The sequence below is a fragment of the Shewanella sp. NKUCC05_KAH genome (assembly GCF_019345585.1).
GTDB classification, from domain to species: domain Bacteria; phylum Pseudomonadota; class Gammaproteobacteria; order Enterobacterales; family Shewanellaceae; genus Shewanella; species Shewanella oncorhynchi.
In genome coordinates this window covers 39,730-53,958 of sequence record NZ_JAHKQZ010000029.1, presented here as the reverse complement: position 1 = coordinate 53,958, position 14,229 = coordinate 39,730, and the positions used below count along the sequence as shown (strand labels likewise).

At 47.9% G+C, this 14,229-nt stretch carries 11 protein-coding genes; 1 reads left to right on the top strand and 10 read right to left on the bottom strand.

Annotated elements, in window-relative coordinates; translation table 11 throughout:
• Positions 1 to 531: 531 nt before the first annotated feature.
• Together secA and KO533_RS20760 are read right to left on the bottom strand one after the other, a co-directional pair.
• Positions 532 to 3,258 carry a preprotein translocase subunit SecA gene (gene secA, locus KO533_RS20765; protein ID WP_105251202.1) on the bottom strand — a complete coding sequence of 909 codons (2,727 nt, stop codon included), beginning with the start codon at positions 3,256 to 3,258 and terminating at the stop codon, positions 532 to 534.
• A gap of 60 nt (positions 3,259 to 3,318) precedes the next feature.
• On the bottom strand, positions 3,319 to 4,218 hold the full coding sequence (locus tag KO533_RS20760) for a M23 family metallopeptidase (protein WP_105251201.1): 900 nt from the start codon (positions 4,216 to 4,218) through the stop codon (positions 3,319 to 3,321).
• A gap of 27 nt (positions 4,219 to 4,245) precedes the next feature.
• On the opposite strand from KO533_RS20760, the gene KO533_RS20755 reads away from it, so the two are divergent.
• Positions 4,246 to 4,692 carry a DciA family protein gene (locus KO533_RS20755; RefSeq protein WP_105251200.1) on the top strand — a complete coding sequence of 149 codons (447 nt, stop codon included), beginning with the start codon at positions 4,246 to 4,248 and terminating at the stop codon, positions 4,690 to 4,692.
• A 12-nt stretch (positions 4,693 to 4,704) separates the two neighbouring features.
• Here KO533_RS20755 and lpxC read toward each other — a convergent pair whose 3' ends face one another.
• The 8 genes from lpxC to murD form a co-directional block, all read right to left on the bottom strand.
• Positions 4,705 to 5,625, bottom strand: coding sequence for a UDP-3-O-acyl-N-acetylglucosamine deacetylase (gene lpxC / locus KO533_RS20750; RefSeq protein WP_011845621.1), 921 nt, complete (start codon positions 5,623 to 5,625; stop codon positions 4,705 to 4,707).
• A 182-nt stretch (positions 5,626 to 5,807) separates the two neighbouring features.
• Entirely contained in the window at positions 5,808 to 6,995 is a 1,188-nt protein-coding gene (gene ftsZ, locus KO533_RS20745) for a cell division protein FtsZ (RefSeq protein ID WP_106648312.1), read from the bottom strand.
• 33 nt (positions 6,996 to 7,028) lie between these two features.
• Complete coding sequence (ftsA, locus tag KO533_RS20740) at positions 7,029 to 8,264, bottom strand: cell division protein FtsA (protein WP_006079897.1); 1,236 nt, start codon at positions 8,262 to 8,264, stop codon at positions 7,029 to 7,031.
• Entirely contained in the window at positions 8,245 to 8,994 is a 750-nt protein-coding gene (locus KO533_RS20735) for a cell division protein FtsQ/DivIB (RefSeq protein ID WP_168826587.1), read from the bottom strand. Before KO533_RS20735 ends, ftsA begins: the two co-directional genes overlap by 20 nt.
• 151 nt (positions 8,995 to 9,145) lie before the next feature.
• Entirely contained in the window at positions 9,146 to 10,612 is a 1,467-nt protein-coding gene (gene murC / locus KO533_RS20730) for a UDP-N-acetylmuramate--L-alanine ligase (RefSeq protein WP_219255953.1), read from the bottom strand.
• Between the two features lie 2 nt (positions 10,613 to 10,614).
• A complete protein-coding gene (gene murG / locus KO533_RS20725; RefSeq protein WP_219255959.1) occupies positions 10,615 to 11,703 on the bottom strand; it encodes an undecaprenyldiphospho-muramoylpentapeptide beta-N-acetylglucosaminyltransferase in 1,089 nt (362 codons plus the stop codon).
• On the bottom strand, positions 11,703 to 12,914 hold the full coding sequence (gene ftsW, locus KO533_RS20720) for a cell division protein FtsW (RefSeq protein WP_113941076.1): 1,212 nt from the start codon (positions 12,912 to 12,914) through the stop codon (positions 11,703 to 11,705). The genes murG and ftsW overlap by 1 nt, the downstream gene beginning before the upstream one ends.
• Positions 12,904 to 14,223 carry a UDP-N-acetylmuramoyl-L-alanine--D-glutamate ligase gene (gene murD, locus KO533_RS20715; protein ID WP_131525724.1) on the bottom strand — a complete coding sequence of 440 codons (1,320 nt, stop codon included), beginning with the start codon at positions 14,221 to 14,223 and terminating at the stop codon, positions 12,904 to 12,906. The genes ftsW and murD overlap by 11 nt, the downstream gene beginning before the upstream one ends.
• Positions 14,224 to 14,229: the final 6 nt, after the last annotated feature.

Here is a 14,229-nt window from a genome sequence, read left to right as displayed (position 1 = left end):
TGAGTTTTCAGCGGGTCAGGGCTGCGTATTCTACGCATTCCCGTTAGTGCGTCAAGTAGTTTTTTCAACTTTCTCAACACTCATCGTTTAGCTCGCTAACCGATGAACTGCTTGGCTTTCTTTGCTTAACTTGCGTTACGCTGTCTGCCGTGTCAGTGGATGCGCATTATAGGGAGATTGAGAAAGTCCGCAAGGGCTTTTTTGAGAAAAATGGATCTTTTTTTAATACTTTCAGTTAGTCACACAATACCCCCATTTTATCCTCAGACTTATCCACAAAATGGGTTTTAACGGTTAAATTTGCTACAGCGATGGCTTTGCTTTAATGGCTATCGATAAGAATGAAATGATGTTCAATGGGGAATAACGACGATTAGCTATATAAAGAAGAGTAAGAATGTAATCCGGATGACACGAGAGTAAGCGCTAGGCTTATTAAAGAGGAAATAAAAAGGCAACTTAGATAAGTTGCCTTTAGTGTGCGTTCTATTCTACTTATTCAGTAGGCCAGTAGGCAAATCTGTCAGCAAATTAACTTAACTTGCCGTGGCATTGTTTGTACTTACGGCCAGAGCCACAAGGACAAGGATCGTTGCGACCCACTTTGTCACCATCACGGATCATCGGTGCTTGCGCAGTGACAGCTTCATGCTCATCACCACCACCAACAAGCGACTCTGCCGCTGCGTGTTGATAGTCGCGCTGGATCTTGGCATCTTCTTCACGACGACGCGCTTCCATTTCTTCCACATCTGACTGAGCTTGCACTTGTACTTTCGACAGCACACTGATGACGTCGTGTTTCAAGGTGTTCAGCAGTTGTTGGAATAACTCAAACGACTCACGCTTATATTCTTGCTTTGGATTCTTCTGTGCGTAACCACGTAAATGGATACCTTGACGCAGATGGTCCATCGCCGCTAAGTGTTCTTTCCACAGACCATCGAGCGTTTGCAGCATAACGGCCTTCTCGAACTGGCGTAGCACTTGTGCGCCAACCATTTCTTCTTTTGCCTTATACGCATCGCCCCATGCAGTAATAATACGCTCACGTAGACTCTCTTCATGCAGATCGTCTTCTTTATCTAACCATTCTTGGATAGGTAATTTGAGCATAAATTCTTGGTGTAGACGTTGCTCTAAACCTGGGATATCCCACAGCTCTTCTACTGATTGCGGTGGAATATACTGATCGATTACCGCGCCAATCACATCGTCTTGGATGTTTTGGATAGTATCTTCAATACTTTCCGCATCCATCAACTCGTTGCGCTGGGCGTAAACCACTTGGCGTTGATCGTTAGCGACGTCATCAAATTCGAGTAATTGCTTACGAATATCGAAGTTACGCGCTTCAACTTTACGTTGAGCGTTTTCGATTGCGCGAGACACCCATGGATGCTCGATCGCTTCGCCTTCTTCCATTCCCAGCTTTTTCATCATGCCAGAGACACGATCCGAGGCAAAGATACGCATTAAGCTATCTTCCATCGACAGGTAGAAGCGTGATGAACCCGCGTCACCTTGACGACCCGCACGACCACGTAACTGGTTATCGATACGGCGTGATTCGTGACGTTCTGTGCCTAGGATATGTAAACCACCCGCAGCAACGACTTCATCATGACGAATTTGCCAATCGGCTTTGATCTTAGCTTTTTGCTCTGCTGTTGGATTATCGAGTTCATCGATTTCCATGTTCCAGTTGCCGCCAAGCACGATATCGGTACCACGACCTGCCATGTTCGTCGCAATAGTCACAGAGCCAGTACGGCCAGCTTGCGCGACGATTTCAGCTTCTCGTTCGTGGAATTTAGCATTTAAAACTTCGTGCGGGATCTTTTCCTGCACCATTAAGCGCGCTAACAGTTCAGACTGTTCGATTGAGACTGTACCCACCAATACTGGCTGACCACGTTCACGGCAATCTTTAATGTCTTTAATGATCGCTTGATATTTTTCATCGGCGGTCAAATAAACTAAATCCGCCATATCCTTACGCACCATTGGACGGTTAGTCGGCACAACGACTGTGTCTAATCCATAGATGTGTTGGAATTCAAACGCTTCAGTGTCGGCTGTGCCTGTCATACCTGCCAGCTTCTCGTATTGACGGAAGTAGTTCTGGAAAGTGATCGAAGCCAATGTTTGGTTTTCGTTTTGAATGTGTACGCCTTCTTTGGCTTCGACAGCTTGATGTAAGCCTTCTGACCAACGACGACCTGGCATAGTACGACCCGTGTGTTCATCGACTATGATGACTTCGTTGTCTTGTACTATGTAATCCACATCACGTTCAAACAGCGTGTGCGCACGAAGCGCCGCGTTGACGTGGTGTAACAGGGAAATATTAGCTGCAGAATAGAGTGAGTCGCCTTCGGCTAACATGCCGCGCTCGATCAACAGGTTTTCTACTTTTTCTTGACCACGTTCGGTAAAATGCACTTGTTTGGCTTTTTCATCGATGCTGTAGTCGCCCTCACCCACAAACTCTTCCGTATCTTCTTTATCTTGACGGATAAGATTAGGGATCAGGGTGTTGATCTTGATGTATAGCTCAGAGCTATCTTCGGCAGCGCCAGAAATGATCAGCGGCGTACGCGCTTCGTCGATTAAGATTGAATCCACTTCATCGATTAGGGCGTAATGCAACGGACGTTGAACCCGTTCTTGCGGTGAAAACGCCATGTTATCGCGCAGATAATCGAAACCAAACTCGTTGTTGGTCCCGTAAGTGATATCGGCGTTATAGGCAGATTTCTTCTCATGTTGGCCAATGCCTGCGACGTTGATTCCTACGGTTAAACCAAGGAACTCAAACAGTGGGCGGTTATTCTCGGCATCACGACGTGCCAAGTAATCGTTCACTGTAATCACGTGGACGCCTTTGCCTGTCAATGCGTTTAAGTAGGCGGGTAAGGTTGCCGTTAAGGTTTTACCTTCACCCGTACGCATTTCAGCAATACGGTTGCTGTCGAGTACCATACCGCCGAGTAACTGTACGTCGAAATGACGCATATCAAATACACGCTTAGACGCTTCACGCACTGTAGCAAAGGCTTCAGCCATGATGCTATCTAATGCAGCTCCAGCAGCTAAACGCTCACGAAACTCTGCGGTTTTCGCTTTTAATGCTTCATCGGTTAATTTTTCATAATCAGCTTCTAATGCGTTAATGCTAATAACGATCTTTTGAAGCCCTTTAAGGGTGCGGTCGTTGCGACTACCAAATACTTTTGTCAGTAATTTACCAAACATCTGAATCACTTATTCTCTGTAGGCCAAGTCCATGATGGAAACTAGAAGCCAATGTTTCAATTAACTTGCTTTGCGGTAGACAAACTTTTGTGGATCTATCTGCTGTCCGCCGCGCAACACTTCATAATGCACATGAGCCCCAGTTGAGCGCCCAGTGCTTCCCATACTGGCGATAGCATCGCCTTTTGCGACCACATCACCTACAGTCACTGACAAAGCTTTATTATGGCCATAACGCGTATGCAAACCGTTACCATGGTCGATTTCAACCAATTCGCCATAACCGAACATATTTCCAGCAAAAGTCACCACGCCTGCAGCAGTCGCAACAACTTTAGCTCCTTCTCGACCGGTAAAATCAATCCCCTTATGCACAGACCTGCGACCGTTGAAAGGGTCATTACGTAATCCGTAGGGTGACGATAACCAACCTTTATCGAGCGGGATACCTGATATATAACGTTCATCATCTATATGGTGGTTAGATGACACTGTTTCAAGTAGTGAAAGCTGAACATTATTATTGTCAATTCGTGATGCCAACTTATCCATATCGTCGATAAGCTGTCCGAGCTCGATGTTAGTGCCTAGTTCGCTCAAACCACCCACACCAACCTCGGATGAAAAATCAAAATCTTCATCCAACTTATTCTGCTGGGCGACCTGTTGACCTAAAGCTTCGAGACGGGTGATCTTGGCTTGCATACGTGCAACATGAGTCACAAGCATAGCCAGTTGAGACTCAGTAGCACTTTTAAGCTCTAAGACTTGTTTCTTTTGTTGTTCGCGCACGAGACGATCGTTATCGACACTGGCTTGCTGATCTTGAAATCGAGCGGAGTTGTGTTGATAAATACCGGACCCAGTGGCCAACAATAGTATTGGAAGTAGCAACCAGCGTTTACTGGGCTGCCAGCGTGTGACGCCATTCCGACCTTGAATAAATACTGTTACACTCATAGCCTAATTCAGCCATCTTATTATCATATGAAAAAGCCCCCTCAAGATCTCAGCCAATTACTGCATCAATCGGGAAAATTACCCGACCTTGCTGAGAAAGCGGAACTACTTATGTATCTGGATCAGCATGTGAAGCAGATTATTGCAGGTCCTGTTGCGGAGCAACTAAAAGTCGCTAATTTCCGCCAGGGTGTTCTTGTGGTTGAAACCACTTCGGCGGCCTGGGCTGCGCGAATTAATTTCCAAAAGCCGAAGCTATTAATCCAGCTTCAAGCAGAAACGCTCCCAATCCTTACCGCAATTGAAGTTAAAGTCAACCCGAGATTAGCAATGTATGACGCAAAGCCTAAACAGGGACATAAAGAATTAAGCCCAGCAGCAGCAGAGCACATTGCAGCATTAGCGGAAAATATTGGCGGTTCACTGGGTGAAAAACTAAAACGGCTGGCCTCATTGGCCAGCCGTAATAAATAATCTTACCGCTTTTTAAGCAAATACAGCGCCACCTGGTACGGTAAAGCTGACGGGGACATCGGCTTCTTTTTCGAAGCTGACCAACTCCCACGCATCTTGTTGCGCGAGTAAAGCACGCACCAATTGGTTGTTCAACGCATGACCAGTTTTATAAGCAGTGAACTCACCTAAAATAGCGTGCCCAGCTACATATAAATCACCAAACGCATCTAGAATTTTGTGCTTAACAAATTCGTCCTCATAACGCAGGCCGTCGGGATTAAGGACGCGATATTCATCAAGTACAACAGCGTTTTCCATGCTGCCGCCCAACGCTAGGTTGTTGGCTCGCAAATATTCGATATCACGCATAAACCCAAAAGTACGGGCGCGGCTGATATCTTTCACGAAAGCAGAAGTTGAAAAGTCCATCACCACATGCTGTTGGCTACGAGCGATTTCTGGATGCGCAAAATCAATTTTAAAATTGACTCTAAAACCTTTAAACGGTTTTAACTCGGCCCATTTATCGCCATCTTCAACGCGCACAGGGCGCTTAATCTTTAAGTACTTCTTAGGCGCGGCCTGCTCTTTAATACCCGCAGACTGCAACAAGAAGACGAATGGGCTTGCACTGCCATCCATAATAGGAATTTCAGGCGCGTCCACTTCGATTACAGCGTTATCTATGCCTAAACCCGCAAGAGCTGCAAATAAATGCTCAATGGTCGAGATACGAATACCTTCGTCATTGACAAGTGCCGTACACATAGTGGTTTCACGAACTTGCTCCGCCTTCGCTGGAATGGCGACGGCAGGACTCAAATCGGTGCGCACGAGTACGATCCCTGAATTAACGGGCGCGGGCATAATGCTCAAAGTGACCTTGTTGCCAGAATGCAATCCGACACCAGTTGTTTTCACCATTTTCTGAACAGTTCGTTGAAATATCATTCAGTTACCCGTTTATATGCCAATTATAAAGCCTAATATTTGTACACTCAGCGTCGGCAAATCGAGCCGCACTGGTTCAACATAATAACATAACTTTATTATGTCACACAAATGCAGCTATGTTGTGGTATTGCCCAAAACGAACAACACCTCACATATTACGCTGGACTCAAACGCTCTAGCTAGTCGGCTTGCTTACGCAAAAATGCTGGAATATCAAGATAATCCAATTCATGCTTTGTCGATGGTGCAGGCGTAGGAGCTGGCTGCGGAGCCGCTGGCAACACGTTGCCTTTTGGCGCTGCATAGTTCACATGTGCAGCTTCTTCGACATAGGCTTCGACTTTTGGTTCAACAACTACAGGCTCTGGACGAGGTGCAGGTTTAGAAACCAATTGGATATCTGGACGCTTTTCAGCACCAATACCAGTCGCAACAACCGTTACACGCAACTCATCACTCATTTCAGGGTCGATGACAGCGCCAACAACCACAGTCGCGTTGTCAGAGGCATAAGCCTTAACATGATTACCGACAGTTTCGAATTCTTCGATACTCATATCCATACCCGCAGTAATGTTAACTAACACACCACGCGCACCGGCTAAGTCGATGTCTTCTAATAATGGGCTGGCAACAGCAGCTTCGGCCGCTTCTTCAGCACGGTCTTCACCGCGAGCGACGCCTGTACCCATCATGGCATTACCCATTTCAGACATCACAGTCTTCACGTCGGCGAAGTCGACGTTAATCAGACCAGGACGAGTTATAAGCTCGGCAATACCTTGTACCGCACCAAGTAACACGTTATTCGCTGCGGCGAACGCATCGAGTAAAGAAGTACCACGGCCCAATACTTTTAATAATTTTTCGTTCGGGATCGTGATTAACGAATCCACGTGCTTAGCCAGCTCGGCAATGCCTTGCTCAGCATAAGCCATACGTTTTTTCCCTTCGAATGGGAAAGGCTTAGTCACAACCGCAACGGTCAGAATACCTTCTTCACGTGCGATTTGAGCCACAACAGGTGCAGCACCTGTACCTGTACCACCGCCCATACCGGCTGCGATAAAGATCATGTCAGAACCTTTGATTGCCGCGCGAATGTTTTCGCGGTCTTCTTCAGCTGCAGCACGACCCACATCTGGGTTTGCCCCTGCTCCAAGACCTTTAGTGACATCGCGTCCTAATTGAATTGTTGAGCCAGCGCCTGATTTTCTCAGGGCCTGAGCGTCTGTATTGGTAACGATAAACTCAACACCTTCAATGTTGTGTTTGACCATATGTTCGACAGCGTTACCGCCGCCGCCGCCAACGCCGATGACTTTAATCACCGCGTCGTCTGAGTGAGTATCCATGATCTCAAACATTGTCTGATCTCCGTGTTGCCTGCGTTATGAAAATTAAAATTCGCCCTTAAACCAGCTTTGGACCCGATTCCAAGCGCTAGTTACCCCTTGGCGCTCAGGACGTTCGAACTGACGTTCGATCACCCGTCGTGCGCCGTAATGAAGCAGTCCGACTCCTGTGGAGTAAATAGACTGGTCCACGTATTCATATAAACCTTTGATCGGTAGCGGTGACGCTACGCGAACTGGCATGCCAAAAGTCGCTTCCGCAATATCGACCACACCTTGAATCGACGCTGTGCCACCTGTGAGCACAATACCTGCGGCGATTTGATCTTCTAACCCACTGTCTTTCAACTCTTTGAGCACAAGCTCAAACAGCTCTTGGTATCTTGGTTCTACCACTTCGGCGAGCGTGTGACGTGACATGCTCCGCGATGGACGACCACCTACCGATGGCACTTCAATACTGTCTTCGCGGCTCACCATAGAACTGCGCGCACAGGCGAACTGCACTTTAATTTGTTCAGCATGTGACGACGGCGTGCGGAAAATCTTTGCGATGTCGTTCGTCACTTGGTTACCTGCAACCGGTACAACCGCACAATGACGCAAGGCGCCATTGGTATATACCGCGATATCCGTAGTGCCACCGCCGATATCGACGATACACACACCTAAATCTTTCTCATCGAAGGTCAACACAGCATCGGCTGAAGCAATCCCCGAGAACACTAAGTCGTCGACCTTAAGGCCACAACGCTCAACGCTCTTAGTAATATTCTTCGCCATATCATTGGCGCAGGTCACTATGTGTACCTTGGCCTCCATACGCATACCGGACATACCGATTGGGCTGCGAATACCGTCTTGAACGTCGATTGCATATTCCTGCGGCAGCACGTGTAAAATGCGACGTTCGGTCGGGATCTTCACCGAGCGAGCCGTATGGATCACGTTATCAACATCTTCCTGTGTCACTTCTTCATCGTTGATCGATACCATGCCGTTTTCATTTTGGCAGGCGATGTGTTTACCCGAAATACTCAAGTAAACCGATGACACTTGGCAATCCGCCATTAATTCCGCTTGATCGAGCGCACGTTGCACACTGCGAACTATCGAATCTAAATCGTTCACGCCACCTTTATCCATTCCCCTTGAGGGATGGTTACCAAGGCCGACTATGCTAATTTCGCCATCGGGCAGAACTTCGCCTATGATCACTGCGACCTTAGAGGTTCCTATGTCCAATCCGACGATAAGGTTTCTATCTTGGTTTTTGATCATTAATTATCGGCTCTCTTGTTTGTGCATCGCCCCAGCCTACGGCCAACCCTGTGTCGTAGCGCAAATCTACTCTGGCAACGGATTTCTCTTGTTTCGCCAAAACCGGATAAACAGTAATAAATCGTTGTATCCGTGCAATTTTATCTTCTCGACCCAAATCTAAAACGATACCGTTTCCAAGGGTCGCGTGCCACGCATGTCGTGGCGTTAAATTCAAACTGGCTAAGGTAAAGCCATTAATCTTTAGTAGGGAGTTGATCTGTGCATAGACAGTCAACACCTCAAGGCCCATATCATTTGGTCCAGATAACTGCGGTAAATGCTCAAGCTCTGGGTGCGATGGCGCTTCGAATACTTCTCCATGCACGTTCAACCACAAGTCACCATTCCAATGGGCTGCGGGTTGTTGCTCTTGCAAATACACCCTGAGTTTCGCTGGCCACTCACGCCTTACCGATGCGCGATACACCCAAGGTAAAGCTTCTAACGCCTGCTGCACTAAGGTAATGTCAGCACTAAAAAAACTGCGCTGCATTAAATGCTGTAGTGCTACTTGTATATCTTTATCTGTGGTGTAAACCCGCTCACCTTTGATGGCAACGGCCTCAATCGGCAAGTTGCTGGCATCATTCAAAAATTTATGTAACTGATAGCCACCAAATACAAAACTGGCTACGATGAAGAATAAAAAGCCAGCCCCGCTCCACTGATACCAATTAAACCGTGACATTCTTGCCCGCCAGTGCCGCCTCTTATCACTCCAAGACACGCTTCATCCCACCTTTAACGACACCCATTAAAAACCACAGAAAACCGGCCATTATATAGACCAAAACCCTTTGGTCAAAATTTCCTTTTTCTCGCAGATCAAGCGCTAAAGATCAGCTTGCTTGCGCAGGTAATTCCACCACAGCAAACCCTAATCCAGACGACGCTAACTGTCGTGACAGGGCGCCAATATTACCCGCACCTTGGGTGAGTAATAAATCCCCGTCCTGCAATACATCGGGCAACACTTCTGCAAGCAGATCTGGGCTTGCAACAAAGATCGGATCTAGCTGACCACGCAAGCGAATTGAACGACATAATGCGCGACCATCCGCACCTGTGATAGGCGCTTCACCCGCACTATAAATATCGAGTAACAATAAGCAATCCACTTGTGATAACACTTCCACAAAATCCTCATACAAATCACGGGTACGAGTGTATCTGTGCGGCTGATACGCCATGACCAAACGTCTATCAGGCCATCCTGCACGCGCAGCTTTAATGGTCGCCGCAACTTCGCTGGGATGATGACCATAATCATCCACTAACATAACTTCGCCCTTCGGCGTGGCAAATTTGCCTAAATGCTGGAAACGACGCCCTATACCTTGGAACTCCACTAAAGCCTGAGTAATAGCGTTATCGTCGATTTCATCTTCAGTCGCCACCGCAATGGCCGCTAACGCATTGAGCACATTATGTTGGCCCGGTAAATTCAACACCAGATCGAGATCTTCTTTAGCTTTACGTCTGACAGTAAAACGGCACTGATGACCTTGCTGGCTAAAATTAAGTGCTTGCACGTCCGCATCGTCACTGAAACCATAGGTCACGTGTTTACGGCCAATACGCGGCAGAATCTCACGCACGACGGCATCATCAATGCACACCACAGCGACACCGTAGAACGGCAAGTTGTGCAGAAAATCCACAAAAGTCGATTTCAGTTTTTCAAAATCACCGCCATAAGTATCCATATGATCAGCTTCGATGTTGGTCACCACACTGACCATAGGCTGCAAATGCAAAAAGCTCGCATCACTCTCATCGGCTTCGGCAATCAAATAACGGCTGGTGCCTAATCTGGCATTTGTACCGGCACTGTTGAGCAAGCCACCAATCACAAAGGTTGGGTCCCGCCCAGCTTGACCATAAACGCTGGCGATAAGGCTCGTTGTCGTGGTTTTACCATGGGTGCCCGCAATCGCCACACCATGTCGATAACGCATCAACTCGGCTAACATCTCAGCACGACGCACAATAGGAATACGTAATTCTTTAGCGGCAAGGATTTCTGGATTTTCCAGATTAATCGCGGTTGATATAACGACCACATCCACTTGCTGCACGTTTTCCGCGGCATGACCAATTTGGATCTTGGCTCCGAGTAAACACAATCTGTCGGTCACGGCATTTTGCGCAATATCCGAACCACTCACCTGATAGCCTTCGTTCACTAACACTTCGGCGATCCCGCCCATGCCCGCGCCGCCAATGCCGACGAAGTGAATACGCTTAATACGGCGCATTTCTGGGATCATGCTTCTCAGTTGTGCGTATCTTTCTGTCTTAGTCATGCTTATCCTTTCTCAGCAAGGCTGATGCACACTGCGGCAACTTGTTCAGTCGCATCCAGTACCGCAACATCTCTCGCTCTTTGGCCCATACGGGCTAATTCTGTTCTGTCATTGGCGAGCAACTGTAATTTGTTCGCCAGTTTATTCACATCCAAGATGGCCTGTGGCAATAGGAAAGCTGCGCCAGCCTCAACCAATACTTGAGCGTTACGGGTTTGATGATCATCCACTGCATGGGGATAAGGTACCAGAATACTCGGTAGTCCCACCGCCGCTAACTCAGACACAGTCAAGGCGCCAGCTCGGCACAATACCACATCAGCCCAGCGATAGGCGGCTTCCATGTCGTCGATGAACTCAGCGATATTCACGCCACCATCTTGTCCTTGTTGCTGATATGCCGCCTTCACGCCCGTAAGATTATCTTTACCCACTTGATGCCAAACCGTCACTGACTGCTGCTGACTCAGTATCGCGACAGCTTCTGGCATAAGATCGTTAAATACTTTGGCGCCAAGGCTGCCACCGACCACGAGCACTTTTAAGGCTTTATCAGCCTCAGGCTGAGGTTCTGCGCCTAAGGCAATCAGTTCTTGGCGAATCGGATTACCAACGACCTTGGCCTTCACTGTGGTAAAGGTATTTTTAAAGGCGCATAACACTTGCGTCGCAATCCGCGACAACAACTTGTTTGTCATCCCTGGGATGGCATTTTGTTCATGCAGCACCAGTGGAATTCCAGCTAATCTTGCCGCAACACCACCTGGGCCACTGGCGAATCCGCCCATGCCAAGGACCACATTGGGTTTAAACTCAGCAATCACGGCCTTAGCCTGCAATATTGAACGCACCACTTTAAAGGGCGCCGCGAGTTTTCGGATCAAACCATTACCGCGCACACCTTTGATATCGATGAAATCAATATCAAATCCATACTGAGGCACTAAACGCGCCTCCATACGATCGGCCGTGCCTAACCAACGCACTTGCCAACCCTGTTGAGCTAAATACTTAGCCACCGCCAGTGCCGGGAACACATGTCCTCCCGTACCACCCGCCATGACTAAAATACGTTTTCCTGTTGGAGTCATCACTTCAATCTCCCTTGCACGGCCTGAACTAATGTCATGCGCCGCTCGTAATCAATGCGCAACAACATCATAGCTGCCGCAGTCATAACCCATAAACTACTACCACCGTAACTGATAAAAGGTAATGTCAGCCCTTTGGTTGGCAACATGCCGATACTCGCGCCGACATTCACCACAGTCTGGAAACAAATCCAAATTCCGATGGCATAACCTAAATAACCTTCAAATGGCTTATCCATGGCTAAACACAAATTACCTAAACGAATCGATCTCAGCGCCACAAATAGCAGCACAGATAACACAGCGATAATGCCGATAAAGCCCAATTCTTCCCCGATCACGGCAAAGATAAAGTCTGTGTGCGCTTCGGGTAAATATTCTAATTTTTGAATACTATTTCCGAGCCCTTGGCCAAACCAATCACCTCGACCATAGGCCATCAAAGATTGAGTCAACTGGTAACCGCTACCGAAGGGATCTTGCCAAGGATCCATAAAGGAGGTCACTCGGCGGATACGATACGGTTCCAATAGTACTAGGGCCACGAACGCCAATACGCCCGCAAAAATCAAGGCAAAGAAATCGAGTAAACGCGCACCGGCTAAGAACAATAAACCAACCGTTCCCACAAATAGGACCACCACAGTACCTAAGTCGGGCTGCATCAAAATCAGCACAGCGTAAATCGCAAATACTGCAATCGGCTTATAGAAGCCTTTAGCATTCTCACGCACTTCCTGATGACGCCTCACTAAGTAACCCGCCATATAGATGGCGAAGGCAAATTTAGCGACTTCCGCCACCTGGATGCGAATAGGGCCTATGGATAACCAACGCGTTGCACCGTTTACCGTAGTGCCAACCACCAATACAGCCAACAACATCAAACCCACAATCAACAACAACATGGGGCTCCAGCGCTGCCAAGTCTGCATCTCTACTCTTAGCACAAATGCCGCAATGAATAAGCAACCCACTAAATAACCCACATGGCGAGTCATAAAATAAAATGGGTTCCCCGTGAGCGTTTGCGCTTCAGGCATAGAGGCTGACATCACCATTACAAAGCCAAAGCTAATCAAAGACAACACAGCCGCGAGCAAAGCACGGTCGTACAATTGCACGCCCGGGACTTCGGTATCACGTTGCCAATTGGGTATTGCTAAACGCAAACGCCCAAATAGGCTAAGTTGTCTTGCATCACTCGCCATTAAGTTGTCCCACGAGGTTTCTAAAATCATCACCTCGAGCCATGAAGTTACTGTACATATCTAAACTGGCGCAGGCTGGCGATAATAAAACGATATCACCAGAGGTTGCCAATTCAGCGGCTTTCGCTACCGCAGCAGCCATAGTGTCGACTCTTATCGAGCCGTCTTTCAATGCGGCAATCTTTTTACCATCGCGGCCTAAGGTGATGAGGTGCGTCACTTTAGCTAAAGCCACAGCTAAAGGCTTAAAATCAGCCCCTTTACCGTCACCGCCAGCAATCAAAATAATATCGCCTAAGTGGTCACTCAAGCCATCGAGCGCGGCGACTGTAGCACCGACGTTTGTCGCTTTAGAGTCATTGACATAGGTCACGCCATTCTTAACACCAACCACTTCACAGCGATGGGATAAGCCAGTAAAAGTACGCGCCACTTTTGCCATAACGTGCTTATCGACACCGACGACATCCACAAGCGCCATCGCCGCAAGTAGGTTGGCATGGTTATGACTGCCAATCAGCGAGACTTCAGTGATCGGCATTATTTCGCTGCTGCCGTGATAAATCTTGCTGTCGCTGATGCCCCATTCGTCCGCTTCTGGCGCAGCTAAACCAAAACTATTTTGGTTCATTGGTTCTGGCGGTACGGTCAGTTTATCGTCACGATTAAAGAGTACGGCACGGGTTTGTTTGTATAAGCGTAATTTAGCCTCGCGGTAGGCATCAATGTCGCTGTATCTGTCCATGTGGTCTTCGCTGATATTCAAACAGGTCGCCACCACACACTTAAGACTGTGAGTGGTTTCCAATTGAAAGCTCGACAACTCAAGCACAAATAAGTCCGCATTTTCATGCAGTAAATCCAGCGCAGGCACACCGATATTACCTCCGACGGCAACAGCAATACCCGCTTCCCTTGCCATCTCGCCCACCAGCGTAGTGACAGTTGATTTACCGTTAGAGCCAGTAATACCGATAACGCAAGGTTTACGGTCAGCAATCTCACGGGCAAATAGCTCCACATCGCCAATTACTTCGATGCCCATATCCACAGCGGCACGCACCTCTGGGGTATAAGTGGCAATGCCTGGACTGATAATGATCTGCGTCGCTTGCACAAGATAACGGCAATCGAACCCGCCAGAAATCAGCTTCACATCAGGAAAAGACGTTGCTAACGTTTCAGCGCCCGGAGGCTGCCGACGACTGTCCATCACCAATGGCGTAATGCCCTTTCCACACAAATAGCGCACCACGGACAAGCCCGTTGCCCCTAAACCTAACACTATGTGTGAATACTGATTTTGCATAACCAA

Excerpts from the sequence above, each read along its gene's own strand:
- ftsZ (WP_106648312.1), bottom strand. The coding sequence starts at position 6,995 with ATGTTTGAGATCATGGATACTCACTCAGACGACGCGGTGATTAAAGTC.
- murG (WP_219255959.1), bottom strand. The coding sequence starts at position 11,703 with ATGACTCCAACAGGAAAACGTATTTTAGTCATGGCGGGTGGTACGGGA.
- secA (WP_105251202.1), bottom strand. The coding sequence starts at position 3,258 with ATGTTTGGTAAATTACTGACAAAAGTATTTGGTAGTCGCAACGACCGC.
- murC (WP_219255953.1), bottom strand. The coding sequence starts at position 10,612 with ATGACTAAGACAGAAAGATACGCACAACTGAGAAGCATGATCCCAGAA.
- ftsA (WP_006079897.1), bottom strand. The coding sequence starts at position 8,264 with ATGATCAAAAACCAAGATAGAAACCTTATCGTCGGATTGGACATAGGA.
- ftsW (WP_113941076.1), bottom strand. The coding sequence starts at position 12,914 with ATGGCGAGTGATGCAAGACAACTTAGCCTATTTGGGCGTTTGCGTTTA.
- lpxC (WP_011845621.1), bottom strand. The coding sequence starts at position 5,625 with ATGATATTTCAACGAACTGTTCAGAAAATGGTGAAAACAACTGGTGTC.
- KO533_RS20735 (WP_168826587.1), bottom strand. The coding sequence starts at position 8,994 with ATGTCACGGTTTAATTGGTATCAGTGGAGCGGGGCTGGCTTTTTATTC.
- KO533_RS20760 (WP_105251201.1), bottom strand. The coding sequence starts at position 4,218 with ATGAGTGTAACAGTATTTATTCAAGGTCGGAATGGCGTCACACGCTGG.
- KO533_RS20755 (WP_105251200.1), top strand. The coding sequence starts at position 4,246 with ATGAAAAAGCCCCCTCAAGATCTCAGCCAATTACTGCATCAATCGGGA.
- murD (WP_131525724.1), bottom strand. The coding sequence starts at position 14,223 with ATGCAAAATCAGTATTCACACATAGTGTTAGGTTTAGGGGCAACGGGC.